This window comes from Corallococcus sp. CA054B, from assembly GCF_003611625.1.
Lineage (GTDB): Bacteria > Myxococcota > Myxococcia > Myxococcales > Myxococcaceae > Corallococcus > Corallococcus coralloides.
The window spans coordinates 14728-39232 of the sequence record NZ_RAVY01000080.1; the positions used below are offsets into that span (position 1 = coordinate 14728).

Genomic DNA, 24505 nt, shown 5'->3' on the forward strand with positions numbered 1-24505 from the left:
GCCGGAATCTATCCAGGGTGCCTCACGGATTCACGGGCGCACTCCTGGCGCCGGTCCGCAGCAGCGCACGGCGAGCGAGGAAGCGGGAGACATTCCACTCCGGGACCGACTCCTGCTGCTCCAACCGCTCCCGGTGCTCCTTCAGGACGGGCGCCAGACGCCACGCGTACGTCGCGGACTCATCGAGGAGGGTCTCCGCCAGGACCAGCCCGGGCACGGCGTCCGCGGACAGGTCGTAGAACATTTCGGTGTCCAACGATCCGGTGCGCGCGTACCGCTCCAGATTGTGGCGGACGATGAAGGCCTCCGGGTTGAGGAAGTTGAGCACCAGCACCGAGCCCAGGGCCGTGGCGAAGGCGCCCACCGCGAAGCGCTCCGGCTTCCACCACAGCGTCACCGCACGCCAGGCCAGCGCCGCGCCCAGCGCCACCATGAAGACGTGCGTGTGCACGCGCAGCAGCGTGTAGCCGAACGCGTCCTCGTACAGCGACAGGCGCCGCATCGCCGAGGCGAGGATGATCAGCGTCAGCACCACCATCAACGACGTGCTCGCGCGGAAGACCGTCTGGGCCACGCGCGTCTCGCGCCGCGTCCAGCGCGTCAGGGCCATCACCAGCGCCAGCGTCAGCGAGGCGACGACCACCAGCTCGAAGAAGCCGCGCCGCGCGTACTCCGCGAAGGTGTAGCCGGCCGCGGGCGACGACGCGTCACCAACGAACAGGTACGCCACCTGGAAGGCCGCGAAGACGAAGAACAGCGCGTTCACGGCGAAGATGAGCGTGAGCGCTTCGATGAGCCCCAGGCGCGGCGTGGCCGGCGCCACCTCCGCGTCCCCCAGCTCCTTCGTGGCGCGGCGGCGCAGCGCATGTCCCAGCACGCCCGCGGCGACGCTCGCGCCGAACGCCACGCCCATGCCGCGCAGCACCAGCTGCTCCAGGTCCAGGTCGAACGACAACATCCGCTCCAGGGTGGAGGAGAAGACGCCGTCCGCGGATTGCAGCAGCACCCCGAACACCAGCAGCACCGGCAGCGCCAGCAGCAGGCCTCGCGACAGCGCCCCCAGCAGGCGCGAGTGGGTCTTGAGCCCGCGCACGTCCACGCTGTCCCGGACGAGCACCGGCGGGTAGAGCAGGCTCTGCGCGGCGGAGCCGAAGAAGACGAGGATGTAGTCGGCGAGCCCCAGCCGCTCCACGCGGCCCGCGGCCCAGAAGTGCGAGAGCAGCATCAGGAGCACGGCCGCGGTCATCACGTTGAGCGCCAGCAGCCAGGAGCTGTCCCGCACCGCCACGAAGACACTGACCAGGCCCAGCGGCGCCAGCAGCCACGCGTTGGGCCGCGCGCGCTGCCAGCCCTCACGTCCGCCCAGCCACGCGAGCGCGCCCACCAGGGCCGCCACCAGCAACGGGAAGCCCAGGCCCCAGCGGGCCCTTTCGAGCAGGACCTCCGCGAGCACGCCCAGGGCCAGCGACGCCGCCAGCGTCCGGCGCGGGGCGCGCACCCAGGGCAGCACCGACCGGTCCGGAGCCGTGACGGAGGGAGCGGGAGAAGGAGGAAGCGGGGACATGGGGACGGACGGGTTCATGGCGTCGGCACCTCGCGGGCGCGTCAGCACCCGGAACGACGGCAGGATGCACACGCCCGGTGGCACGGCTGGGGGCCTCGGGGGCGAGCGGTCGCGGAGTCGCGCCGAACGGCGCTGACCGTTCCGTGGCCGGTCGGCACGGCCCGGGCCTGGAGCGGCGGGATGGTCCCACCCGGGGTCCGCATCACCTGGACCTGGAGTCCGCCCCCTGGACGTCGCCGCGAGCCGCGCCGCGTCGACGGACACTCCAGGCGGGTCCGCGCAGCACCTGCACAGGGCCGATGTTAGGTTGCCGCCCCGATGTCACCCCCGCCGCGGCTCCCCTTCCGCTTCCGCTTCCGTCCCCGCTCGACCCTGGCCCTGTGGGGCCTGGTGCTCGCCTTCGCGGGCTGTGACGGCCGGTCTCCTCAAACCCAGTCGGTTCCCGATGCCGGCGCCTGCGTCCAGGGCAACTGCCCCCAGCCCGACAGCGGCTCGCCGGTGGATCCGTCCGGAACCCGCGTGCGCATCGCGGCGTTCAACGTGCACCGCCTCTTCGACACCGTCTGCGACACGGGCTCCTGCGGCGGCTCCAACTACGAGGAGCTGCCCACCGAGGCGGAGTTCGAGGCGCAGGTGAGCCAGCTCGGCCGGGCCATCACCGCGCTCAACGCGGACATCGTGATGCTGGAAGAGGTCGAGACGCAGAACTCGCTGGATGGACTGTTGAAGAAGGTCCCGCAGTTCCCCGAATCGCGCCTCGGGGAGACGTACACCAAGGCCTCCGTGGACGTGGCGGTCCTCTCCCGTCACGCCATCACGGAAGTGCGCAGCCACCGCAACCTCTACATCTACAGGCCGGATGGTTCCGCCACCCGCTTCTCCCGCGACCTGCTCGAGGTCCACGTGGACGTGGACGGCACGCGGGTCATCGTCTTCGCGGCGCACTTCCGCTCCAAGGTGGACGACGATCCGGGCCGCCGCCTGGCGGAGGCCAATGCCTCGCGGGACATCGTCCTCCAATCGGCGACGGAGTTCCCTGACGCGATGATCGTGCTCGGCGGAGACCTCAACGACATCCCCGGCTCGGAGCCCATCAACGCCCTGGACCAGGCCCTGCTGCGCGTCGCGAAGGACCGGCCGGACAACGAGACCTGGACGTACTTCTATTCCGGCAGGGGCCAGGCCATCGACCACCTCTACCTCGCGCCCAACGGGGGCGGCGTCTATGTGCCGGGCTCCTTCCGTGTGGCCCGCGAGCCCACCGGCGGCTACGGCGGCTCCGACCACGGCGCGGTGTACGCGGACTTCGCGCTCACCCCTCGCTGAAGCGCGCGGGACGGCGAGCCCCGCACACTCCCCCGCCCTGTCAGCGCGGTGCCTGTGGACCACCGCACGCGGAAGGCCTGACATTGACGCGGCAATGACAGCCAGGGAGGAGCCGTCCTCGGCGGCCGATTTCCAACTCGGCCCCCCTCCCTACCTTCCTCGCCATGAACAGCAATCGCATGGCGCATGCGGCACGCCACCCCCGGGCACTCTGGCATCCCGTCCCGGAGGGCAGGCCATGATTGAGGTGCGCACCTTCGAAGGTGACGCCTCCGAGGCGTCCTGGTTCCTCAACCGCGTCTGGCAATCCACCTACGGCAAGACGACCCCGCTCCCCGTCTGGGACAAGCGCTTCTGCGACTGGCGCCTGTTCCGGGACGGACAGGCGCCGCGCGACTACCTGCTGGCGGCGTACGAAGGAAAGACGCTGGTGGGCACCCTCTTCGCGGAGCCCGCGAAGCTGCGCCTGGGACGCCTGGAAGTGGACGGCAGCTATGGACTGCGGGCCACCGTCACGAACTCCCACCGGGGACAGGGCATCGGCGCGAAGCTCGCGCACGAGCTGCTGCGGCGGCACCAGGACCGGGCGGCGCGGCTCACCCTGGGCTTCACGACCACGGAGCCCCGCCCGCCGGGCTTCTGGCGGCGCACGTGGAACACGCGCCTCTTCGGAGGACTGGGGCTGTGGATGTATGCCTTTGATGCGCGAGCGCTCGCCCGCTGGTCGTTCACGGACAACGAGCGGAGACTGTTCACGCTGGCGCATCCCTTCCTGCGGCACCGCTTCCGGGAGGCGGACACCCAGGGCATCCGCCCCTACCAGCCGGCGGACCTGGGCCGCTGCACGGCGCTGGTCCACGACACGCTGCGCCCGGTGACGCTGGGCTACACGTACTCGACCGAGCAGCTGGCGGCCCAGCTCCAGTACCGCGACGTGCCCCGGACCTTCGTGCTGGAGCAGGACGGCGAGGTGCGCGGGCTGGTGAGCTCCCACAGCCTGTTGATGACGGGCGTGGGAGAGCTCACCGCAGAGGTCGTGGACCTGATGGCCTTCCACGCCTCCGTGTCCACCGCGGACCGGCAGCGGCTGCTCCAGGTGGCCATGCAGGACATGGAGCGCCGGGGCGTGGCGCTCGCGGGCATGCTGCGCGGGCCCGGTACGTCGGCCTGTCTGTTGTTGCGCTCGGGGTGGGTGCCGCTGCCCCGCCGCGCGACGGTGACGTGCCTGATGCCCACCTGCGACCTGGACCTGCCCGCGGACCCGTGCGTCTTCACGCACCTGCGCTGACGCGCGAGCCCTGGAGCTTGCGGAACAGCCACACGGCTCCGCTGGCCACGGTCCGCACGCCCCGGCCCGCGCAGACGCACAGCGCGGGAATGACGAGCAGCAGGTACTGCGGCCACTTGGTGTTCCACAGCAGCAGGAACACCAGGCCCACGACGGCGGCCACCGCCCACACGGGCCGCTCGCGCCATGTCCGGGGCAGGCCCAGCACCGCCAGCGCCAACAGCGCCCGCGCGTTGAAGTGCGTGAGGTAGATGCCCGGGTCGGAGCCGGACAGCCACGTGTCCATGAGGAACACCAGCGGCTGGTACCAGGGCAGCCCCGCGCGGCGCACGTGCTCGTTGTGGGAGTAGTTCCAGTGGAAGGTGATGGACTCCCACAGCGACGCGAACGGAGACGCCCACAGGGCCGGGTTCGCCAGGATGAACACCGCCGCCGTGGACACGACGATGGCGGCCCACGGACGCCACCGCGTGCGCGCGCCCGCCACCAGGAAGGGCAGGAACGTGAGCCCGCCCACCAGGCCATACGGATACTTCCCCGCCGCCGCGAGCCCCAGCAGCGCGCCGGACACCGCCGTCCATCCCGTCGCGAAGCCCGCACGCCGGGCGCGCTCGAACGCGAGCAGCGCAAGCATCGCGAGCAGCCCTGGCACCGCCTCCAGGTACGCCTGGGACGTGTACTTCGTGTGGTACGGGTCCCACGCGAGCAGGAGCGCGCCCAACGGATCCACGAGGGCGACGAGCCCCACCTGGAGCACCCCGGCCACCGCGGACAGGCCGCGCGTCACGCCGAACGCGGGGCGCGCGGCGTCCGGGAGGGGCCGGCCCATGGGGACATCCCGCCAGTCCGGCTCCGGAGCGCCCGTCACGCGCACGGCTTCGGCGAAGAGCAGCTTCACCAGGGGCGGGTGTTCGAAGTTCTCCCGGAGCGCGCCGATGTCGCCCCAGCGGCCTTCGTCCAGCATCTGGGCATAGGTGAAGGCGATGGGCAGGTAGACCGCCTCGTCGAAGTCCTGGCCCAGCCGTTCCACCGCCCGGGAGCGCTGCCAGACGGCGACCACGAGTGCGGCGAGTGCGACGAGGAGGGCCAGCAGGCGCGTGCGGGACACGCGCGAACGGATATCACGAACGTGCGGCCCGCCGAGCAGCCGGGACATGGCCCTGGTGACGCATGGCTCGACGCCCCAGCTTTGAAGCATGAGAACCGCTCGCATCCTCATCGTTGCCGCCCTGCTCGCGGGCGGATCCGCCGTGGCGAAGAAGAACGACACCGTGGAGCTGCGGACGCCCCGGACGACCGTGCGTGCGAGCGTCGACGCGCAGGGTCTCCAGGGCCCGGACCTGAAGCTCCAGCTGTCGGACAACGCGATGAAAGGCCAGGCCTTCCAGCGCCCCGTGGACCTGAAGCTGTCGGAACGGCGCGTCGAGGGCACGGTGGGAGAGAAACCGGTGGAGCTCACCGTGACCGAGCGTCCGGACGTGGTGGAGATGATGGGCACCTTCGCGGGCGAGCCCTCGTCGCTGACGCTCAGCCCGGACGAACTGACGGGGTCGGTGGGGCCGTGCGGCTACAACCTCATCATCGAGCGGGACCGCAGGCACTACCGGGGCACGCGCGCCTGCGGCGACCAGCGGGAGAACGACGTGTTCCTCACCATCCCGAAGTCCCTGGAGAAGGAGCCCGCGGCCGGGCGCATGGCGGCGCTGAGCGTGCTGCTCTCCCATCCCTGAGCACGGCGATGGTGCGCGGGGCGCGGGTGTAGTGAAGTCCGTGCCGTGTCCACCCTTCCCTCCGGCGTCGCGCCCGAGCGCACCATCGGGCCGTTCCAGCTGCTGGCCCTGGGCGTCAACGGCATCGTGGGTGTCGGCATCTTCTTCGCGCCCGCGGAGGTCGCGGCGCAGGCGCCCGGCCTGGGCGCGGTGTGGGCCTTCGCGCTGACGGGCCTGGCGCTGGTGCCGGTGGCGTTCGCGTTCGCGGTGCTCGGCCGGCGGTTCGACTCGGATGGTGGCCCCGTGGTGTTCGCGCGGGCGGCGTTCGGCGAGCGCGTGTCGTTCCTCGTTGGCTGGGTGGCCTACGTCAGCGCCTTCCTGAGCACGTCCGCGGTGATGGCGGGCCTGGCGCGAGCGGTGGCGCCGTCGGTGGGATTGGGCGGGCCCGTGGGCGAGCGGCTGCTGGCCTCCGCGCTGGTGACGGGGCTGGCGGCGCTGGTGGCGTCGGGCATTCGCGTGTCGGCGCGGACGTGGACAGCGCTCACGGTGCTGAAGCTCGTGCCGCTGGCGGTGCTGCTGGGTGCGTTCTTCTTCCTGCCGGACAGGGATGTGCCGCCACCGCTGCCCGCCACGGGAGCGTCCTGGCTGAAGGCAGGCCTGACGGTGATGTTCGCCTACCAGGGCTTCGAGATCGTCCCGGTCATCGCGGGGCAGGTGCGCGCGTCCGAGCGCACGGTGCCCATGGCGACGGTGGGCTCACTACTCCTGGCGATGCTGCTGTACGTGGGGCTCGTCTGGGCGTGCGTCGCGGCGCTGCCGGACCTGGCGAGGGCGTCCGCGCCCCTGGCGCAGGCGGCGGGGGTGTGGGGCGGCACGGGGCTGGAGCGGCTGGTGGGTGCGGGAACGAGCGTGTCCGCGCTGGGCATCTGCGTGGGGATGATGGTGACGACGCCGCGCTACCTGTCCGCGCTGGCCTCCGGGGAGCGTTCGTTGTTCGGGCTGGAGCGCATGTCGGCGTCGGGCGTGCCCATGCGGGCGCTGGCGGTGACGTGGGCGCTGGTGCTGGGGTTCGTGAACCTGGGGGACCTGTCGGAGCTCTTCGCGCTCTCCGCCATCGCGGTGCTGATGCAGTTCGGCGTCACGGCGGCGGCGCTCGTGGTGCTGTCGCTACGGCGGGAGCGGAACCTGCGGCCGGTGCACGCGCTGCTGGCGGTGCCCACGCTGGCGCTGGGGCTGACGCTGGTGGCCTTTGGCGCGAGCGCGCGGGAGGCAGCGGTGGCGTCGGTGGCGGTGCTCGCGGGGCTGGCGTTGATGCGCCTGTCGCGGCCGAGGGAGCCAGCGCCCGTCCGCCTGCCGTGATGTCTTCGCACGTCAGGAGAGCAGGCAGGCCTGGGGACAACCCGGCACGTCGTGTTGCGAAGGAGTGACCGGGCCGGGAGACTCGCGAGGCGATGCTCGGGTATCAGGCGAATGCGCAGTGGCGGGACATGTCTGACTTCGTGGTGCACTTCACGAAGCCAGGGCCCCCGTACCACGACGCCTACCAGAACATGATGAGCATCCTGGGAGCGCGCACGCTCATCCCGGGCGCGGAGGGGTTTGGCATCGCGCGGCGGGAGGCGGCGGTGGCGAACCTGCACCGCTCGGTGTGCTTCAGCGAGATTCCGTTGGACCAGCTCGCGAGGCTGGTGCAGCGCCGGAGCCTGTACGGGATTGCCTTCCGCAAGAGCTTCATCCTGTCGCAGGGCGGAGGCCCGGTCTGGTACGTGCAGTACGGCTCGCCAGCGCACCTGGCGATGAAGCACCAGTTGGACCAGGCCCTGGCGGCGAAGGAGCCCCAGAAGGAGCCCGTGTGGGCGGTGACGCCCTTCGTGGACATCCAGGGTGACGCGCACAACGCGCCCTACAGCTACCGCTTCGACTGGGAGCGGGAGTGGCGCGTCCCGGGCCTCCTGCGCTTCACGGAGTACGACGTCGCGGCGCTCTTCCTGCCCGAAGAGGTCCACACCGTGGCGAGGGACTTCTTCGCCTGGGCCGTGCGAGAGCGCGCGGGTCCGGGCTACTTCTGCCCGGTATTGGATCCGGGCTGGAAGGCGGAGCAGATCATGGAGGCGCTGGCGAAGCACACGCAGGCGCCGGTCGCGGCGGAGCGCAAGAGCGCGCCGGGGTGACCCACCTCAAGGCTTGTGCTTCTTGAGACGTCGCTCCAGGTGGGCAACAGGCGAGAAGAAGTAGGCCCGTCCGACCTGATCCCTCTCCAGGAACCCCGCGGCTTCGAGGTCGAGCAGGTCCTGTCGGGCGGTTTGATAGACCACGCCGTGCCGCCGCCGATGCGTCTGGATGTCATAGCGCGCGGCCGGATGGTGCAGGGCATGCGCCAGCAACTCCCGCTGCCGGGGATTGAGGCCCGCATCCTTCTTGAGGAGAAGCTCCACCTGCCGGGCCTCTTGCCCCTTCCGCGCCAGATAGGCGTAGAGGTCATCGGTCGCGCGTTGGATGACGTCCAGTTGGTGCAGGAGGAAGTAGGTGAGGTCTCCCCGGTCCGTCTCCGTGAACAGGAACGCCCGGCTGTATTGCATCTGGGCGCGCTGGATGATCCGGGAGATGGAGAGGAACTCCGCGATCCAATATCCCTCCCGGATCATGCACCAGTAGAACAGGGCCCGGGCGGTGCGGCCGTTGCCATCCACGAAGGGATGGTCATAGGCGAGCATGAAGTGAATCACGATGGCGCGCACGACGGGATGGATGAAGACACTCCCGTCGGAGCCATTCGCGAACGCACAGAGCTGCCGCAGTCGGCCAGGCAGTTCACTTGCGTCAGGGGGGACATGGAGGATCTCTCCACTCGCCCGGTCCTGGACCGTGATGGACTCATCACCGCGCCGCAAGCGGCCCTCTTCGCCGGGGTCGAGCGTGTCACGCGTGATGGTTTCGTGAAGCTCCAGGAGCAGAGAGATTGTCAGGGGCACATGCGCATTCCGGCGCATCAACTCCATGGCCTGGAAGTTGTTGAAGATCATCCGCTCGTCCTTGGTCCGAGGCGGACGTCCCTGCTCCAGCATCTCCTTGGCGACCTTTCGGGTCGTGGAGGCGCCCTCCAGCTGACTGGAGGTGATGGCCTCTTCCATCAACGATTCGACGATGTAGCGATCCCGAGCGCCTGAGTTGGCCAGTTGAGGGTCCGCCAGCTCCAGCCCTTTTCCGAGCTGCCGATCTATCCGGTGCAGGCCCGAAAGAAGCCCGTCAGGACGGGTGAAGGAGAACGGCTGCCCCGTCTTGTCCAGGAGCGGCAGATCGGCGCTCAACGTGGTTCGCGCGGTTTTGACCCGGTACCACCACTCCTCATGCGTCATGCCGTCGGGCGCGGGATGACGGCGAAGCTCGTCCCAGTGGAGATAGCGCCCGTCGATTTCAGGCCCCACCGCCTTGTGCTCCAGCAGGGCGACGAGCCGCTCCGCCCCCGACCTGGCAACCGTCTGGACGAAGGCATGGAGGTCGGGAGGCGTCGCGGGAAGTCGCATGGGCGTGAACTACCAATCTACTACTAATTCCGCTGGAAATTAGTAGTCGCCTACCGCACGCGTTCGATGCGGTGCCGGCGGCCCTTGATGCGTCCCTCGCTCAGCCGCTGGAACGCGACCTTCACCACGCGCTTGGAGACGGCGACGAAGGCGTGATGGTCGTGGATTTCAATCTTGCCCACGTCCTCCGCCTTGAGGCCGCCCGCCTCGCCCGTCAGTGCGCCCAGGATGTCTCCGGGCCGCATCTTGTCCTTGCGTCCCGCGGAGATGGACAGCGTCTCCCAGCCGGAGATGAGCGACACGCCCGGCACGTTCTCCGGCACCAGCGCGTCCACGTCTCCCTTCTCCAACTTCACGCCCGTCGTCGCCTCGATGTCCTCCACCTTGCGGCTGTCCGAGCGTGTCACCAGCGACAGCGCCAGCCCTCGACGGCCCGCGCGCCCCGTGCGGCCGATGCGATGCACATACGCTTCCGGCTGCTGCGGCAGTTCGTAGTTCACCACCGCGTCCAGGGCCTCCACGTCGATGCCCCGGCCCGCCACGTCCGTCGCCACCAGCACGCGCGTGCTGTGGTTGCGGAACTTCGCCATCACCCGGTCCCGGTCGAACTGCTCCAGGTCGCCCTGCAACCCGTCCGCGCTCACGCCCGCCTGCACCAGCGCTCGCGTCAGCTCCACCACCACCGCCTTGAAGTTGCAGAACACGATGGCGGAGGCCGGCTGGTGCTGGCGCAACAGCCGCAACAGCAGCGCCTGCTTCTCCTCCGGCGTGCACGAGTACCCGACCTGCTGGATGTCCGGCGCGGCCTCCTCCTGCGCCAGCGACACCCGCACCGGGTCCTTCTGGAACGCACGGCTCAGCTTCTCGATGTCGTCCGGGAACGTCGCGGAGAAGAGCACCGTCTGCCGCTTCGAGGGCGTCGCCCCGAGCACCCGCTCCATGTCCTCCCGGAAGCCCATGTCCAGCATCCGGTCCGCTTCATCCAGCACCACCGTGGCCAGGTGCCGCGTGTCCAGCACCTCGCGGTCCAGCAGGTCCATGATGCGGCCGGGTGTCCCCACGCCGATGTGCACACCCTTCTCCAGCGCCTCCACCTGCGGCCGGATGGGCGACCCTCCCGCGAGCGCCAGCACCTGCACACCCGGCATCCGGCGCGCCAGCCGGCGAATCTCTCCCGCGACCTGCGCGCACAATTCGCGCGTGGGGCAGAGCACCAGCGCCTGGAGCCGCCGGTCCTGCGTGAGCTTCACCTTCTGCAGGATGGGCAGCGCGAACGCCGCCGTCTTCCCGCTGCCCGTGCGCGCCTGGCCCACCAGGTCCTTTCCCTGCAACAGTACCGGGATGCTCTGCGCCTGGATGGGGGTGGCGGTCTTGAACTCCAGCTCCTCCAGCACCTGGAGCAGCGGGGGCGACAGCGCGAGCGCGGAGAATTCCATCGGAGCCTCGGGGGACGGAGGCACGGGGCGCCTCGGGAGAACGCGCCCTTGTAGCAGCCTTCCCACGCCGGACAAGCCCGGCCCCCCCCTACCCCTCCCAGCCCGCCACCTCGCTCGCCGTCGCCTGGGCCAGCTTCGCCGCGGCGGCAGGGTCCACGCGCGCCGTGACGAGCACCCCGATGACCGCCCCCAACAGCAGCTCCACCCGGCGCGCCACCGTCTTGCGAGGCAGCACGCCCGCCCGGGCCGCGCCCTCCAGCGCCCGCGTCAGGTGGCCTCGAAGGAGCGCCCGGTAGTCCTCCACCGCCTGCTTCGCCTCCGCGTCATGCGGACCCAGCTCCGTGGCCGTGTTCACCAGCAGGCAGCCCCGCCGCGTCAGCGCTGGCGGCGCGGTGGCCATGGTCGCCGCGAGCGACTCCAAGTACTCCGTCACCTGCGCCAGGCCCGGCGCGTCCTTCGCGAAGACGCCCAGCCGGGGCCCGATGACCTCCTGGAGGTACAGCGCGATGGCCCGCGCGAACAGCCCGCGCTTGCTGTCGAACGTCTGGTACAGGCTGGAGCGGTTCAGCCCCGTCGCGGCCTCCAGGTCCGACAGCGACGTCGCCTCGTAGCCGCGCGACCAGAACACTCCCAACGCCGCCCGCACCGCCTCTGTCTCGTCGAACGCCCGCGTCCGCGCCACGTCACCCTCCTTGACAATTCTGAACTGACCGTTTCAATATGAATTCGGAACTGACTGGTTCAGAATATCCCAACCCCGGAGGGGGAGTCATCATGTCGCCACTGGCGCAGGTCTTCGCGGTCATCGCCGCGCTCATCCACGTGTTGTTCTTCGTGATGGAGAGCATCGTCTTCTCGCGGCCGAAGGTGTGGAAGCGATTCGGGCTGAAGTCGCAGGCGGACGCGGACGTGGTGAAGCCGATGGCGCTCAACCAGGGCTTCTACAACCTGTTCCTCGCCGTGGGCGTGCTGGTGGGCGTGGTGCTGGTGCACACGGGCGCGGTGGCATCGGGCGTGGCGGCGGTGGTGTTCGGCTGCGGGTGCATGCTGCTGGCGGCGGTGGTGCTGGTGAGCAGCAACCGGAACTTCCTCAAGGCGAGCCTCGTCCAGGGCGCGCTGCCGGCGCTGGCCATCTCGCTCGTGGTCTTCTGAGGCGGCGTTCCGCTCAGGGCGTGACGGTCTCGAAGACGTCTGCGTCCGGCAGGGTGAGGACGGCCCGGCCCGCTTCGCCCAGCTTCTCGCGAGGGACATCGCGGAAGCGCTGCACGAAGCTGGCGGACGGGCGCAGCGTGAGGGACTGACCGGTGTCGCGGTTGCGGAACGTGGTCGCGACGTCCTCCGGTGAGGGCGTGGTCACCAGCGACAGGTTGAGCTTGCCCAGGCTGGCACCGGTGGCCGCCGCCGCGCCGTCCGCGACGCAGGTGTATTGAACCTTCGCCGGGCTGTGATGGATGACCTCCAGCTTGAAGCTGCCCCGGGGCAGGCCCAGTTGCTGGAGCGCGTAATCGCCCATCCGGTAGCCCGCCACCGCCCACGGCCCCGCGCCCCCATGCACCAGCGCCACCCGCTCCAGCGCGCCCGGTTCAGCGGGCGGAGTCGCGGCGGGCTTCGCGCCCGCGCAGCCCAGGATGAGGCCCAGCGTGACGAACAGCAGGAAGTGGCGGCGCAGAGTCATGGGTTGGCTCCGGTGAAAGACAGGCGAGGCGTGTTCTACCTGGAAGCATCCGCCGCTGACGACTGATCGGTCTGGTGTGTCAGAGCTGGATGGCAGAGTGGCCGCCAACGCAATACCTCCATTGGGAGCGCCACGCGATGGCACGCCCCGGGCAGGCTTGCGCCACATACCGGGGGGAATATCCAGGTGACACAAGGCTTCAACCGAACACACTACGTGCCCATCCTCAAGTTCATGCAGGGAGAGCGCGACGCCCTTACACAACTCGAGGCCGTGCAGCGCCAGCGGGTGACCCCGCTCTTCGAAATCCGGCCACCCAAGCCCAAGCGCACGAAAGACAGACGGAAAGCCCTCCGCATGGAAACGCTGGAGGAACTGCTTGCCCGGACGGGGCCTCATCTCGCGAAGGCCATCCCGGACGGCCGTGCCTTCATCGACGGGCTTCACCTCGCGCCCGCGCAGACGATGGCCTCCGGAGAACATCCCCTGGCCTACTTCCTGGCGAAGGCCCGGGAGTCTGGAGTCGCACTCGTTCCTGTCACAGGCCCTGAGCGAGACTCCGAATACCAGTCCACTGTCAGGGCCGCGGTCGCTGAAGACAAGCGAGGCGTATGCATCCGCGTTCGCAAGCAGGAGCTGTTCGGGGACGACCTCAACGAGGCACTTTCATCGACCCTGAGAAAGGCAGGGGCGACTCGTGAATCCGCTGATCTGGTGCTGGACCTGGGCCCCATCGCTCCAGACGACGTGAGCGTGCTCTCGAAGAGTCTCCCGGGCGTCATCAGCTGTGTCGATGGGCTGATGGCTTTTCGAACGCTGACCGTTGCTGCCGGAGCATTTCCGCGGTCCATCAGCGACATCAAGCTGCCGACGAAGGTCCAGCGGGCTGACTGGCTCCTGTGGCGAAGCCTTGCCGGGAAGGCGAAGCCGCTCGTGCGGATGCCTACCTACGGCGACTACGCAATCCAGGGAGCGCAGCCTCCCTCACCAAGCGCGGCACTCCACGCAGGAAGCCCCAACATTCGTTACACGGCGAATGACCACTGGCTGGTGGTCCGTGGGCGCGCCTTGAAGCGTCATGGTTACGAGCAGTACACGGCGCTTGCTGGGCACGTGATGGAGCAGGAGTGCTACGCCGGGCGCACCTTCAGTTGGGGCGACGCCTACATCTTCGGCTGCGCTGGAGGGGCCGAGACGCCCGGAAGCCCGGGGGTCTGGCGCAAGGTGGGAACGAACCATCACATCGCGAAGGTACTGAAGCAGCTCACCAGTCTTCACGCGCCTTGAGCAGGCGGCGGACCTCCGAGCGCAGCGCTTCAGCGGGCAGCAGTTCCACCAGACGCTCGTACAGCATCTTCTTGGGCTTGCTCCGCAGTCCGGTGGCGGCCCCCCGTGACTCCAGCAACTCCAGCGCCTCGTCGCGCCAGAGCAGCCGGACCATGGCCGACATCTGCTGCTGGGGATTGCGCCGGCCCTTGCGCAAGGGGCGAAGCCTGACCGAACCGTCGCGCTGGGTCGTGGCCGTCTTGACGCCCCACCAAGCGGGGATGAGTCCGAGAGCCTTTTGCGCATGACGGGCGCCCACGACGAGCGTGGCCCTGTCGAGCACCGCGCTGTACGCCTCGACCTGCCGCGGAAGCCGGTCCAGGGTGTCCCGTTCGCTCTTCAGCTCGTAGCCATGGAGCTCGCCGTTGATGACGGCCACGTCCACGAAGACCTGCCCATGCTCCAGGCCCAGCTCCTCACGGATGAGCGTTCCTGGGTCACTCGCGTGAGTGGCCTTGAGGCTCGCCGTGAGGGCCTGTCGCACGTCGAAGTCACGCATGGGGCGGCGAAGTCTACGAGCCCGGCCCGACGAACGCGACAGCTCAGAGCGCGTAGCCGACCATCAGTGACGCGGAGGCCCTGGGCACCAGCGCCGTGCCGGAGTCCCGCTTCGCCATGACGCCTCCGGCGGACGCGCTCAGGAGCATCGACAGGCGGCTTCGCACGTCCAGCCGCACGCCCCCGGTGACGAGCCCCAATGGCTCCAACCCGAAGCGCGCGTCTTCGTCCGGGATACGCGACTGGAAGACGGCCAGTGCCCCGGCCTCCAGCGCGCCGCTGAACGTCCAGGCTCCGAGCTTCCAGTGCGGCCCCGCGCCCAGCCTCAGCTCCAGCTCCGTCTGCTGGAAGGACACCCTGCTGCCTGTTCCCCGCCGCACCGCGAGCCCCAGGCCCGAGGTGTCCACTCCGGGGAACAGCCGCCCTTCGCGCACCAGACGCACGTCCAGGCCCGCGAGTGACGACAGGCCCGCCACGATGCCCGACGTCAGCGATGGCCCTACGGCGACCAACAGCTCCGACCCCGCCCCACCCTTTCGCGCGAGCCTCATCCGCGCGGCCTGCTCCAGCGGCTCGCCGCCCACCGACACGGCTCCGTCGAGCGGCACCTTCACCGACCGCTCCAGGTATCCGCCCTCCGCTCGCAGCAACAGCCGGTACGCGCCGGGTGCCACGGCCAGCGTCGTGGGGCCCTCGCCCTTCTCCAGCTCCGCCACCAGCGCGCCACTCTCCGACGCCATGACGAGCCAGCGGCCCGGGGCCTTCACGTCGAGCGTCAGCCGGCCTCGCGCGCGCTGGGGCTCGGAGAGGATCAACTCTCCGCGCCCGCTCAGGTCCATGCGGAACGTGGGGCGCTGCATGCCTCCCGGAGAGACGAGCGTGGACTCCAGCGTCCTCGCGTAGGCGTAGCGGTAGGCTTCCTCCAGCGTGACGCGCCCATCTCGCGAAGCATCGGCCGCTCCGCGCAGCCCTACCGCCAGATGGTGCGTGAAGAAGGAGCCCTGCAACGCATCCGACTCCTGCGCGTACTCATCCGCGCCAGACGCACTGATGACGACCCGGCCCTCCAGGTCCGAGGCCTCCATCGTGATGGGCGTGGCCACCGGCTTCAGGCCCTTCAATCGCGTGGCGACACCGGAGCGGCACGAGTCCAGGATGAGCAGCCCCACGCCCACTGGCGCGCCCTTGAGGAAGTCCACCAGCTCGCGCATTGGCAGCTCGGTGCCGCGCAGGTGCAGGCTGCCGTCGCCCGCGTGCGACGACACGTAGAGCAGGAGCCAATCCCTCGGTGAGGCTTCCACGGCCAGTCGCGCCCGGAAGCGCGCCAGGGCTTCGCGAAGCTTCGCGGCATCCGCTCCCAGCAGCGACATCGTGCGCTCAGGCGACACGGTGCCCACTTCCTGGAGCACCTCGCGCATCCGCTGCGCGTCCGTCTCCGCGAAGCGCAGCCTCTCCTCGCTGGCCAGGCCCTGGTTCTCTCCCACGATCAGCGCCCAACGGCGCGGCGCCTCCTCCGCGGCCGCGCCCGGAAGCGAGCCCAGCACCATGAGCACCGCGAACACCCGGACGCTCAGGCGCCACGCCCAACGGCGCAGCGCAGCCTCCACAGGGGCGCCCGGGAGCCGTCCCAGCACCGCGAACACGCGCCTGCCCAGGTCCAGCGGGCGGCTCACGGCACGACCCTCAGCAGCGTGCGCGCCCGGGCCTTCCCGATGGCCTCCGGCGTCGCCACCTCCAGCGGTCCCTGCCCCTTCCCGCGCGCCTCCGCGACGCGCGACGTGAGCGCCTCGCGCGCCTGCTCCACGTCCAGCGGCGCATCCGAGAAGAACGCATGCAACGCCACCGCCCCCGGCGTCACCTCCAATGCCGGAGACAACCGCACCTCCGCCCCCGGCTCCACCGTGCCGCTCGTCGGGCCTTCCCTCGGCCAGAGCGCATCCACCGCGCCCGCTTCATCCACCGCGAGCACCAGCACGTTCCGGTACGGCCCCGTGCCCACCGCCAGCGTCACCTGCTCGCCGGGCCTTGCGTCCTGCACCGGCGCGCCCTGCACGGACAGCAGCCGCAGCGCCACGGTCCCCTTCAGCCGCACGCCATCCTCCGCGCCCCGTGGCACGTAGACGACCAGCGCGAGCCCCACCGCCAGCGCGGTCACCAGCGGCACGCCCCAGCTCCACCAGGGCTTCGCGGACCGGGCGCGCTTCTCCTCCAGCCTCGCCAGCACCGCCTTCGCCCGGGGCTGTGCCAGGCTCGACGCTCGCGCCTGCTTCATCCGCTCGGCGATCATCCCGCAGGCCGGGCAGGCGGCCACGTGCCGCTCCGCGCGCCCCGAGGCATCCAGCCCCGACAGCCACTCGTCCAGCTCCAGCCGTGTCAGGTGCTCAGCCACGCTCCGCCTCCAACGCTTCCGGCAGCCGCCCCAGCTCCGCCGCCTTCTTCCGGATGGAGTCCAGGTCGCGGACGATGGTCTTTCGCGACACGTCCAGCATCCCGGCGATCTCCTCCTGGGTCAGCCCGTCGAAGAAGTGCAGCGTGGCCACCTCCAGTTCGCGCTCGCCCATCCGCCCCACGAGGTGGCGGATGAAGTCCGCGGCCTCCCACTGGCTGGGGGGGCAGCGCCGCGGCCTCCGGCGCCTCCAGGAGCACCGGCTCCCGCAGCTGGCGCGAGCGCAGCGCGTTGAGGCACAGGTTGGTGGTGACGCGGTACACGTACGTCATGGGACGGGCCTCCCGTCGGAACCGCGCGCCAGCCGTCAACATGCGCTCGAAGACCTCCTGGACGATGTCCCAGGCGTCGGCATCGCGTCCCAGCAGCGCGAGCGCGCGACGGTGCACCACGGGCGCGAAGCGCTCGTAGAGCTCCCTGAGCTCCTCCGCACCGAGCCCGCTCGCCATCCGATGGGTCCGACCTTCCTTTTCGTCCTTGAGACACCCGGCCCCAGCGGCCTGGGACATCGCATCGCATCCGCGATGGGCCGTGGGATATTAGTCGCACCCCGGCGGCATGTCCCAGGCCGGCCGCACCGGGTGTCCCAATCGCCGTGAAACGACTCGTCCTCGCCACCCTCGTCGCGCTCCTGGGCGCCTGCTTCGACCCGCTCTACGAGGACCCTGACGAACTGGGCGAGGAGTCCTGGGCCGTCTGCTGCGTCCGCAACCAGGTGGACACCTGCTTCTGCGAGGACCCCGACGGCTGTGAGATTCGCTTCCAGGCGTGCTCGGCCGGCACCTGCAGGCCGTCGTTCCGGGACAGCTGCGAGACCATTCCCGGCAGCCAGGACGGCGGCCAGACCTACGACGGAGGCGCGGGCGTCGACGCGGGCACCACCACCGACAGCGGCGTCATCATCGAAGATGGCGGCGTCAGCACCGACGGTGGCGTCAGCACCGACGGCGGCACCAACACCGACGGTGGCACCGACGCGGGCGTGGACGCGGGCCCCCCGCCGGTCGTGACCTACGAGCCGTGCTGCGACCCGTTCACCCACCGTGTCACCACCTGCCGCTGCGAGGCCACGGGCTGCTTCAGCTCCTCCTTCAAGCCCTGCGCGGCCGGCCGCTGCGCACTCAACGGGGAGTCATGCGGCTAAGGTCTCCCGCGGGATGAAGGGCACCTTCCATTCGCTGCGCGGCTACAACTACCGGACGTGGGCGGCCGGGGCGCTCGTGTCCAACGTGGGCACGTGGATGCAGCGCACCGCCCAGGACTGGATCGTCCTCACCCAGCTCACCCACAACAACGCCACGGCCGTGGGCGTGGTCATGGCGCTCCAGTTCGCGCCGCCGCTGTTGTTCCTTCCCCTGACGGGCTTCGCGGCGGATCACTTCGACCGGCGCAAGCTCCTGTTCGCCACGCAGGCGGCCCTGGGCGCGCTGGCGCTGGGCCTGGGGCTGCTCACGCTCTCCGGACACATCCGGCTGTGGCACGTGAACGTGTTCGCGTTCCTCCTGGGGAGCGTCACCGCGTTCGACGCCCCCGCGCGCCAGACGTTCGTGTCGGAGCTGGTGGGCGAGGAGGACCTCTCCAACGCCGTGGCCCTCAACTCCACCTCGTTCCATGCCGCGCGGATGCTGGGTCCCGCCATCGCGGGGGTGCTCATCTCCTGGGTGGGCTCCGGGTGGATGTTCGTCATCAACGCGGCGTCGTTCGGCGCCGTCCTCTGCGCGCTGAGCCTGCTGCGCGTGAACGAACTGCACGTGAGGGACCGGACGCTGCCCACGCGCGGGGGCCTGCTGGAGGGCTTCGTCTACGTCTGGAAGCGGCCCGACCTGGTGGCGGTGCTGACCATGTTCTTCCTCATCGGCACCTTCGGCCTCAACTTCCCCATCTTCATCTCCACCATGTCCGTGCGCGTCTTCGACCAGGGCGCCAGCGGCTACGGGCTGCTCACGTCCATCATGGCCATCGGCTCGGTGACGGGCGCGCTGCTCTCCGCGCGTCGCGCGCAGCCGCGCATCGGCCTGCTGGTGACGGGGGCCGCGGTCTTCGGAGCGGGGCTCACGCTCGCGGCGCTGATGCCCGTCTATGCCCTCTTCGGCGTCACGCTCGTCATCATCGGCGTGTCCGCGCAGACCTTCACCACCACCGCGAACAGCCTGGTGCAGCTGTCCACCGAGCCGGCCATGCGCGGGCGCGTGCTCGCCATCCTCCTGGCCATCGCGCTGGGCGGCACGCCCCTGGGGGCCCCCATCGTCGGCTGGGTGGCGGACACGTTCGGTCCCCGCCAGGCATTGGGCGTGGGCGCCGCGGCGGGCTTCGTCGCGGCGCTCATCGGGCTGCGCTACCGCGCGAAGGCGGCGGCTACTTCTTCTCCAGGATGACGGCGTAGAACTCGATGCCCACGCCCTGCCGGTCCTCCTCGGTGATGTAATCGTCCGGCAGCCCCAGGAACCGGCTCACGGTCTGCACGCCACCGGGGCCCGGCGTCCACGGCTTGCAGAGCTCCAGGTACTCCGGCAGGGAGAACAGCTCGAAGTTCTCCCCCATCTTGTGGAACATGCCCACGAACTGCTCCCACTGGGGCGTCGTCTTCGCGGGGTCCTTCGTCTCGAACGTGGTGAAGAGCCGGGAGCCCGGCGCGGCCCAGTCGTAGAGGTCGCGGAAGAACCTCCGGTTCTCCTCCGCCTTGAGGAACACGGTGATGCCGTTGGCGCCCAGGGCCACCTTGCGCTCGCCGCCCAGGAAGTCGCGCACGTCCGGGCGCTCCAGGAAGGACTTCGCCTGGCGGATGTCGCACTCCAGGTAGCGCACGCGCGGGTCGTCCCCCAACAGCACGCGCGCCTGCGCCATCGTCAGCGGGTTGATGTCCGAATAGAGCACCTTCACGTCCTGCGGCAGCACGCCGTGCACGTGGTCGTTGGTGGGCAGGCCGGACGCGAAGTCCACCCAGTGCGTGAAGCCCTCCGCGGACAGCCGCTTCGCCGCGCCCTGGAGGCACGCGCGCAGCATCCGCACCCACTTCCGCGTGGAGGGCAGCAGCGAGAACATGTACTCCGCCGCCTGCCGGTCCGCCTCGAAGTTGTGGGTGCCACCCAGCGTGTAGTCGTAGATGCGTGCCGCGTCGGGAACCTGGGGATTCACGCCCGGAACACGGGCCAGCTCGTTCACGTCCATGGTCGTCGCTCCATCCGGTTCGGGCCCCCCACCCGCGTCGTACGACTCGACGGTGAGCCTGTTGCCCGGGCATTGTGCCGGTCCGCTCGCGCGGGTGCACCCTTCCTACGGAGCGACGCCCGCGACCTGGCGCAGCAATTCCAGCGGCCCCAGCGCGGCGACCGCGTCGAACTGCTCGGGCGTGCGCACCAGCAGCGACCCGGCGAAGCCCAGCGCGTTGACGTTGACGCCCAGGTGCTCCGCCCTGGCGCGGGGCACCAGCAGCATCCAGTCCCGGGTGACGAGCAGGTTGTACGGCGCGCGCTCCGCCAGCCCCAGCGCGTCCCGCAGGAGCCGGTACGCCGCCAGCATCCGAGCGCCCTGCCCCGGCGCGCCCCATGGCCCCAGCCCCGCCAGCAGGTGCGAGAACGGCAGCGACTCCGCGGCCACCACGCGGCCCGGACCCGGCAGCACGGGGAAGAGCGCCTCCACGGGCGCGCGCAGGCGGTCCGGCCCCAGGGGCGGCACCAGCTGCAGGTGCTTGTGGCGCTGGCTGGCGCCGGCCGTCTCGCCCGCGTTGTAGAAGGCCAGCCCGTCCAGCCCCTCCAGGCACGTGGAGAGCGCATCGAAGTCCGCCTGCGTCAGCAGCGCGTCCTGCGACTCGAAGGCCCGCGTCACCAGGAGCAGGTGGTGCTCCACGACGTTGAACTTGTTGAGCAGGCACACGTGCGCGGGCGCCACGTCCCCCAGCACCAGGTCCGGCTCCGGGTTCGCGAACGGGTTGAACGGCTCGGCGTGGGAAGGCGCCGGACGCTTGCGCTCCTTGAGCGCCACCCGTCCCAGCACGCGCACCTGGAACTGCGTGCCCGCGACCGGCACCGTGCGCGCTTCGGTGGCGATGGGCTGGAGCGCCCCGGTCTCCAGCGCGCGGCGGGTGACCTCCAGCGTGCGGGGCCACAGGGCGGCGGGCGAAAGCAGTGCGGCGTTCACGGGCAGGCTCCTGGCGCGAGGCCTGCCAGTCTGTGCCGTCCGCGGACCCGAGCGTCAATCCGCTTCCGGTGGGAGAGCGCTCCGGAGGTCCGCCTCAGCGCGGAGGAGGGCGGAAGACGTACTGGTACACCTGCGGCTCGCTGCCGGGCGGGTACTGGGCGTCCATGAAGGCCACGCGCGCGCTGTGGGTGATGAGCACGTCCTGGAGGCTGTCGTAGAGCACCACCACGTTCGTGGCCTTCCCGGTGGGGTCCAGGTCCACGCGCACCTTGAGGTTGCCCTTGAGGTCCGGCTTCTCCATCAGGTGCTCCAGGTACAGGGCCACCAGCCCCAGCGACACCCGGTCGTAGATCTGCTCCACCGTGCCCTTCGCGGGCGAAGCGGGCAGGTGCAGCTTCTTCGTCAGCTGCGCGGCCTCCTCCGCCGCCTCGGGCACCGGCCGCTCCGGAGCGGCGAGCGCCGCGCGGTACGCCGCCATGGCTTCGAAGTAGCGCTCCAGCTTGAGCAACAGCCGCGCCCGCCGCACCTGGATGTCCGCTCGCTGTGGGGCCAGCGCCGCCGCTTGCTCCAACCGGGCCTCGGTGGCGGCCACGTCCAGTTTCGCCTCCGCCAGCGTCGCCAGCCGCAGGAGCGGTTCAGGGTCCTTGGGCGTCGCCGCGGCCAGGCGCACCAGGGCCTTCGCCTCCTCCTCCGGGCGGTCGAGCTCCACGGCGAGCTTCACCCATGAGGCGAGCACCGCGGGCTCCGCGCCCCCGAGCGTCGCGTAGCGCTCCAGCATCTTCACCGCCTGCGCCTTGTCCCCGGCGGCGAGCCACGCCTCCGCCTGCCGGCGGTGCGCCTCGCGGTCATGCGGCTGGAGCGCGACGAGCAGCGCGCCGGCCTCCGCGCCCGCCTTCGCGTCTCCGGCCTCGCGCGCCAGCCGCGACAGCACCTGGAGCGCCTCGGGCTGCTCGGGCCACTCCTTCACCGAGCGCACCAGGAGCGCCCGCGCCTCGGCCGCGCCTCCCGGACGGCCCGCCAGCAGCAGCGCCAGGTCCGTGCGGAAGCGCGGGATGTCCAGCTTCGCCAGCGCCTCGCGCAGCCGGCCCTCCGCCTCCGCGGGCTTGCCCTCCGCCTGGAGCCGCAGGCCATCCGCCCAGAGCGCGGGCGCGAAGCCGGGCAGCGCCTTGCGCGCGGTCTCCAGCGGCGCGGCCGCGTCCTTCAACATGCCCCAGCGCACATAGACGAGCCCCATGCCCACGTGCGGCCACGGGTTCTCCGGGTACACCACCGCCAGCGCCTTGAACTCGGCGAAGCTCTCGTCCGAGGGCAGCGCGAGGAAGGCCCGGTACACCCGGGGCATGGGGTCCTTGGGCGCCTTCGCCTGCTGCGCGTCCAGCTCCGTGCGCAGCGTGCTGGGGCTGCCCTGGACCCGCGCCGTGTCCACCCGCTGGAGCATCGCCATGCCGTCCGCGGCGGGCGCGGGCACCGGCCGGGCGCCCAGGGCCGGCAGCGCGCACAGCACGGACAGGAGCAGGCACGTCAGGACACGGGACGTCATCAGGGCCAGTGGGAAGCCGGGGGAGCCAGGAGGCGACCGGACGCTACCAGATGGACGCGCCTCATGAGGGCTGCGAGTGATTACGCACCTTGCGTGAATTACAGAGATACACGCCATGTTTCACGGGTGCCGGAACGGGTGGAATGGCCCTGGAGGGCGACCACGCTTTCGGGCGCCGGACGCCACCCGGGCGGTAGGTCTTGACCAGAACGCGCAGTGCTGGGCGGAATGGCCTCATGGCCACCGCCGAGAAGCTCGTATTCCCGACCATCGTCGAAGGACTCTTCGTCCGGGGACTTTCCGGGAAGGTGCCCTTCGCCCTCAAGGAGCAGCTGCGCAAGGAGGGGCTGGACCTGGACCGGCCCCTACAGCCGGCGTACTCGCTGGACACGTGGACGCGCTGCGTGGCGCTGACGGCGAAGACGCTCCACCCGGACCAGCCGGACGCGGTGGCGTGGCGGATGCTCGGCGAGCGGATGATCGACGGATACCGCGACACGATGGTGGGCCGGGCGCTGCTGGGCGTGCTGCGGCTCATCGGGCCCAAGCGGATGCTCATGCGCGCGCAGCACAGCTTCCGCAGCGGCAACAACTACACCGAGGCGCGCATCACCGAGCGCGGCGAGCGTGAGGCGGACATGTGGCTCAACGAGCCCGGCCTGCTGCGCTACTTCAAGCAGGGCGTGATGCTGGCCACGGTGCGCGCCGCCAGCGGCCCGGCCACGCAGGTGGACGTGGTCCAGTTCGACGACGACAGCGTCACGTACCGCGTGTCCTGGGGCGCTCCGGGCTCCTGAGACACCGGCGGTCCCCTTTCGCGGATCCGCGACCCCGGGGCCCCTTGCTCGCACCGGGCCCCATCTGCCAGCGTGAGGGTCTGCGCGCGGCGTCCGGGCCGTGAACGGCCGCGCGAAGAGGGGGATTCATCCAAATGCCGTCGAGCAAGCGCGCCAACCTGCCGCGCTGGAACGGTCATCAGCAGGGGTTCTTCGAAATCTGGTTCCTGGTGGTGCTCGACCCGGGCGGCGATCGCGCCTGGTGGTTGCGCTACACCCTGTTCACGCCCGCGCCGGGAAGCGGCGGCGAGCCTCGCGCCACGATGTGGGCGGCGGCGTTCGACTGCGCGTCCCAGGACCGGCCCGCGGTGGCGCTCAAGGCCATCCATCCGGCCTCCGCGTTCACGGCGCTGCCGAACGGCGGCGTGCGCATCGCGGACTCGGAGCTGACGCCCGGCCAACTCCACGGCCAGGTGAAGAGCGGCGGGCACTCCATCGCGTGGGACCTGCGCTTCCAGGGCGGACACCCCGAACCGGTGCGCCGCGAGCCGCGAGGCACCGCGCTGTTGCCCCTGCCCACGCGGGTCGCCCACGTGCACGACGACGTCCTCTTCGAAGGCACGGTGACGGTGGATGGCGAGCGCATCGACGTGAAGGGCGCGCCCGGCCTGCAGAAGCACCTGTGGGGCCACCGGCGGCTGGAGGAGCTGACGTGGCTGTACTGCCCGCGCTTCGCCGAGGACCCGGACGCGCGGCTGGAGGTCATGGCGGTGCGCGCGCAGCGCAAGCGGGGCCACCCGCGGCTGTCGCCCATCTACCTGCGCACGCGCGACACCGAGCACACGTTCCATGAAATGCCCCACGTGCTCTTGTCGCGCGTGACGTCGCCCGCGTCCGGCGAGCTGTCCTTCCGCGCCGCCTCCGCCACCGTGGCCATGGAGGGCCGCGCGTGGTGCGACCCGCGCACGCTGGTGGGCTACGCGTACCGCGACCCCAAGGGCTGGGACGTGATGGTGGCCCAGAGCGACGTGGCCCGGTGCGAGGTGCAGCTCTTCTCCCGGCCCCACCCCTTCGCGGCGTGGAAGCCCACCGGGAAGCTGACCTCCACCGTGGGCGCGCTGGAGTTCCACGCCCCGGAGCCGATGCCGGGCGTGCGCTACATCCCCTGGGACGGCACCGCGCTCGAAGCGGAAGACGCCCCCGACGAGGATGCGCCGGCCCTGGGAACGGGCTGACGCCGGGCCGCACGCCTCCGCCTTC

At 70.7% G+C, this 24505-nt stretch carries 24 protein-coding genes and 1 pseudogene; 11 read left to right on the top strand and 14 right to left on the bottom strand.

All coding sequences use genetic code 11. The annotated features are described in order from the left end of the window. Nucleotides 1-22: 22 nt before the first annotated feature. On the bottom strand, nt 23-1582 hold the full coding sequence (locus tag D7V80_RS20245; RefSeq protein WP_147447155.1) for a DUF4153 domain-containing protein: 1560 nt from the start codon (nt 1580-1582) through the stop codon (nt 23-25). 300 nt (nt 1583-1882) lie between these two features. Between D7V80_RS20245 and D7V80_RS20250 the strand changes: the two genes are divergently transcribed. Together D7V80_RS20250 and D7V80_RS20255 are read left to right on the top strand one after the other, a co-directional pair. Next, nucleotides 1883-2890 carry an endonuclease/exonuclease/phosphatase family protein gene (locus tag D7V80_RS20250; protein ID WP_120589710.1) on the top strand — a complete coding sequence of 336 codons (1008 nt, stop codon included), beginning with the start codon at nt 1883-1885 and terminating at the stop codon, nt 2888-2890. A 238-nt stretch (nt 2891-3128) separates the two neighbouring features. Then, on the top strand, nt 3129-4178 hold the full coding sequence (locus tag D7V80_RS20255; RefSeq protein ID WP_120589711.1) for a GNAT family N-acetyltransferase: 1050 nt from the start codon (nt 3129-3131) through the stop codon (nt 4176-4178). Here D7V80_RS20255 and D7V80_RS20260 read toward each other — a convergent pair. Next, the gene (locus D7V80_RS20260) at nt 4162-5286 is read right to left on the bottom strand and encodes a hypothetical protein (protein WP_120589712.1); all 1125 of its coding nucleotides are present in this window, start codon (nt 5284-5286) and stop codon (nt 4162-4164) included. The genes D7V80_RS20255 and D7V80_RS20260 overlap by 17 nt on opposite strands. 88 nt (nt 5287-5374) lie before the next feature. On the opposite strand from D7V80_RS20260, the gene D7V80_RS20265 reads away from it, so the two are divergent. The 3 genes from D7V80_RS20265 (at nt 5375) to D7V80_RS20275 (ending at nt 8058) form a co-directional block, all read left to right on the top strand. After that, nucleotides 5375-5908, top strand: coding sequence for a hypothetical protein (locus D7V80_RS20265; RefSeq protein WP_120589713.1), 534 nt, complete (start codon nt 5375-5377; stop codon nt 5906-5908). 84 nt (nt 5909-5992) lie between these two features. Next, a complete protein-coding gene (locus D7V80_RS20270) occupies nt 5993-7246 on the top strand; it encodes an APC family permease (protein WP_120589730.1) in 1254 nt (417 codons plus the stop codon). 128 nt (nt 7247-7374) lie between these two features. After that, nucleotides 7375-8058 carry an abortive infection system antitoxin AbiGi family protein gene (locus tag D7V80_RS20275; RefSeq protein ID WP_233585536.1) on the top strand — a complete coding sequence of 228 codons (684 nt, stop codon included), beginning with the start codon at nt 7375-7377 and terminating at the stop codon, nt 8056-8058. A gap of 6 nt (nt 8059-8064) precedes the next feature. Here the strand turns inward: D7V80_RS20275 and D7V80_RS20280 are convergent, their stop codons facing one another. The 3 genes from D7V80_RS20280 to D7V80_RS20290 all read right to left on the bottom strand — a co-directional run bounded on the left by D7V80_RS20280 (nt 8065) and on the right by D7V80_RS20290 (nt 11529). Beyond that, nucleotides 8065-9411, bottom strand: coding sequence for a Fic family protein (locus tag D7V80_RS20280; protein ID WP_120589715.1), 1347 nt, complete (start codon nt 9409-9411; stop codon nt 8065-8067). Nucleotides 9412-9461: 50 nt separating this feature from the next. Beyond that, nucleotides 9462-10847, bottom strand: coding sequence for an ATP-dependent RNA helicase DbpA (gene dbpA, locus D7V80_RS20285; protein WP_120589716.1), 1386 nt, complete (start codon nt 10845-10847; stop codon nt 9462-9464). A gap of 88 nt (nt 10848-10935) precedes the next feature. Beyond that, on the bottom strand, nt 10936-11529 hold the full coding sequence (locus tag D7V80_RS20290) for a TetR/AcrR family transcriptional regulator (RefSeq protein ID WP_120589717.1): 594 nt from the start codon (nt 11527-11529) through the stop codon (nt 10936-10938). Nucleotides 11530-11621: 92 nt separating this feature from the next. On the opposite strand from D7V80_RS20290, the gene D7V80_RS20295 reads away from it, so the two are divergent. Then, nucleotides 11622-11999: a DUF1304 domain-containing protein gene (locus D7V80_RS20295; RefSeq protein WP_120589718.1), complete on the top strand. Its 378-nt coding sequence runs from the start codon at nt 11622-11624 to the stop codon at nt 11997-11999. A 13-nt stretch (nt 12000-12012) separates the two neighbouring features. Here the strand turns inward: D7V80_RS20295 and D7V80_RS20300 are convergent, their stop codons facing one another. After that, nucleotides 12013-12522: an FmdE family protein gene (locus tag D7V80_RS20300; RefSeq protein ID WP_120589719.1), complete on the bottom strand. Its 510-nt coding sequence runs from the start codon at nt 12520-12522 to the stop codon at nt 12013-12015. Between the two features lie 216 nt (nt 12523-12738). Between D7V80_RS20300 and D7V80_RS20305 the strand changes: the two genes are divergently transcribed. Next, nucleotides 12739-13809, top strand: a complete 1071-nt coding sequence (locus D7V80_RS20305; RefSeq protein WP_147447156.1) for a beta family protein — start codon at nt 12739-12741, stop codon at nt 13807-13809. Here D7V80_RS20305 and D7V80_RS20310 read toward each other — a convergent pair. The 5 genes and pseudogenes from D7V80_RS20310 to D7V80_RS43960 form a co-directional block, all read right to left on the bottom strand. Next, entirely contained in the window at nt 13787-14347 is a 561-nt protein-coding gene (locus D7V80_RS20310) for a sce7726 family protein (protein WP_120589721.1), read from the bottom strand. The genes D7V80_RS20305 and D7V80_RS20310 overlap by 23 nt on opposite strands. A 43-nt stretch (nt 14348-14390) precedes the next feature. After that, complete coding sequence (locus tag D7V80_RS20315) at nt 14391-16019, bottom strand: caspase family protein (protein WP_120589722.1); 1629 nt, start codon at nt 16017-16019, stop codon at nt 14391-14393. Continuing rightward, nucleotides 16016-16735, bottom strand: coding sequence for a hypothetical protein (locus D7V80_RS20320; RefSeq protein ID WP_120589723.1), 720 nt, complete (start codon nt 16733-16735; stop codon nt 16016-16018). The genes D7V80_RS20315 and D7V80_RS20320 overlap by 4 nt, the downstream gene beginning before the upstream one ends. Next, on the bottom strand, nt 16728-16907 hold the full coding sequence (locus tag D7V80_RS42860) for an ECF-type sigma factor (protein ID WP_233585538.1): 180 nt from the start codon (nt 16905-16907) through the stop codon (nt 16728-16730). Before D7V80_RS42860 ends, D7V80_RS20320 begins: the two co-directional genes overlap by 8 nt. A 154-nt stretch (nt 16908-17061) precedes the next feature. Next, nucleotides 17062-17301: pseudogene (locus D7V80_RS43960) on the bottom strand (RNA polymerase sigma factor); the annotation flags it as partial. Nucleotides 17302-17387: 86 nt separating this feature from the next. On the opposite strand from D7V80_RS43960, the gene D7V80_RS20330 reads away from it, so the two are divergent. After that, nucleotides 17388-17936: a hypothetical protein gene (locus D7V80_RS20330; RefSeq protein WP_120589724.1), complete on the top strand. Its 549-nt coding sequence runs from the start codon at nt 17388-17390 to the stop codon at nt 17934-17936. Nucleotides 17937-17949: 13 nt separating this feature from the next. Continuing rightward, a complete protein-coding gene (locus tag D7V80_RS20335; protein WP_120589725.1) occupies nt 17950-19167 on the top strand; it encodes an MFS transporter in 1218 nt (405 codons plus the stop codon). On the opposite strand, the gene D7V80_RS20340 is transcribed toward D7V80_RS20335, so the two are convergent. From D7V80_RS20340 to D7V80_RS20350, 3 genes are all read right to left on the bottom strand, one after another. After that, complete coding sequence (locus tag D7V80_RS20340; protein ID WP_120589726.1) at nt 19148-19960, bottom strand: SAM-dependent methyltransferase; 813 nt, start codon at nt 19958-19960, stop codon at nt 19148-19150. The two genes, D7V80_RS20335 and D7V80_RS20340, sit on opposite strands and share 20 nt — an antisense overlap. Nucleotides 19961-20065: 105 nt before the next feature. Further along, nucleotides 20066-20929 (bottom strand): ATP adenylyltransferase, encoded by an 864-nt coding sequence (locus tag D7V80_RS20345; protein ID WP_120589727.1) that lies wholly within the window; start codon nt 20927-20929, stop codon nt 20066-20068. Nucleotides 20930-21023: 94 nt separating this feature from the next. Next, the gene (locus tag D7V80_RS20350) at nt 21024-22469 is read right to left on the bottom strand and encodes a hypothetical protein (protein WP_120589728.1); all 1446 of its coding nucleotides are present in this window, start codon (nt 22467-22469) and stop codon (nt 21024-21026) included. 236 nt (nt 22470-22705) lie between these two features. Between D7V80_RS20350 and D7V80_RS20355 the strand changes: the two genes are divergently transcribed. Beyond that, nucleotides 22706-23266 carry a DUF2378 family protein gene (locus D7V80_RS20355; RefSeq protein ID WP_014398574.1) on the top strand — a complete coding sequence of 187 codons (561 nt, stop codon included), beginning with the start codon at nt 22706-22708 and terminating at the stop codon, nt 23264-23266. 134 nt (nt 23267-23400) lie between these two features. Then, complete coding sequence (locus D7V80_RS20360; protein WP_120589729.1) at nt 23401-24480, top strand: hypothetical protein; 1080 nt, start codon at nt 23401-23403, stop codon at nt 24478-24480. The last annotated feature ends 25 nt before the right edge of the window (nt 24481-24505 follow it).

Coding starts and splice junctions, on each gene's coding strand:
- D7V80_RS20355 (WP_014398574.1), top strand. CDS start 22,706: ATGGCCACCGCCGAGAAGCTCGTATTCCCGACCATCGTCGAAGGACTC.
- D7V80_RS42860 (WP_233585538.1), bottom strand. CDS start 16,907: ATGGGCGAGCGCGAACTGGAGGTGGCCACGCTGCACTTCTTCGACGGG.
- D7V80_RS20250 (WP_120589710.1), top strand. CDS start 1,883: ATGTCACCCCCGCCGCGGCTCCCCTTCCGCTTCCGCTTCCGTCCCCGC.
- D7V80_RS20245 (WP_147447155.1), bottom strand. CDS start 1,582: ATGAACCCGTCCGTCCCCATGTCCCCGCTTCCTCCTTCTCCCGCTCCC.
- D7V80_RS20340 (WP_120589726.1), bottom strand. CDS start 19,960: ATGGACGTGAACGAGCTGGCCCGTGTTCCGGGCGTGAATCCCCAGGTT.
- D7V80_RS20275 (WP_233585536.1), top strand. CDS start 7,375: ATGTCTGACTTCGTGGTGCACTTCACGAAGCCAGGGCCCCCGTACCAC.
- D7V80_RS20265 (WP_120589713.1), top strand. CDS start 5,375: ATGAGAACCGCTCGCATCCTCATCGTTGCCGCCCTGCTCGCGGGCGGA.
- D7V80_RS20310 (WP_120589721.1), bottom strand. CDS start 14,347: ATGCGTGACTTCGACGTGCGACAGGCCCTCACGGCGAGCCTCAAGGCC.
- D7V80_RS20295 (WP_120589718.1), top strand. CDS start 11,622: ATGTCGCCACTGGCGCAGGTCTTCGCGGTCATCGCCGCGCTCATCCAC.
- dbpA (WP_120589716.1), bottom strand. CDS start 10,847: ATGGAATTCTCCGCGCTCGCGCTGTCGCCCCCGCTGCTCCAGGTGCTG.
- D7V80_RS20335 (WP_120589725.1), top strand. CDS start 17,950: ATGAAGGGCACCTTCCATTCGCTGCGCGGCTACAACTACCGGACGTGG.
- D7V80_RS20300 (WP_120589719.1), bottom strand. CDS start 12,522: ATGACTCTGCGCCGCCACTTCCTGCTGTTCGTCACGCTGGGCCTCATC.
- D7V80_RS20255 (WP_120589711.1), top strand. CDS start 3,129: ATGATTGAGGTGCGCACCTTCGAAGGTGACGCCTCCGAGGCGTCCTGG.
- D7V80_RS20280 (WP_120589715.1), bottom strand. CDS start 9,411: ATGCGACTTCCCGCGACGCCTCCCGACCTCCATGCCTTCGTCCAGACG.
- D7V80_RS20350 (WP_120589728.1), bottom strand. CDS start 22,469: ATGACGTCCCGTGTCCTGACGTGCCTGCTCCTGTCCGTGCTGTGCGCG.
- D7V80_RS20360 (WP_120589729.1), top strand. CDS start 23,401: ATGCCGTCGAGCAAGCGCGCCAACCTGCCGCGCTGGAACGGTCATCAG.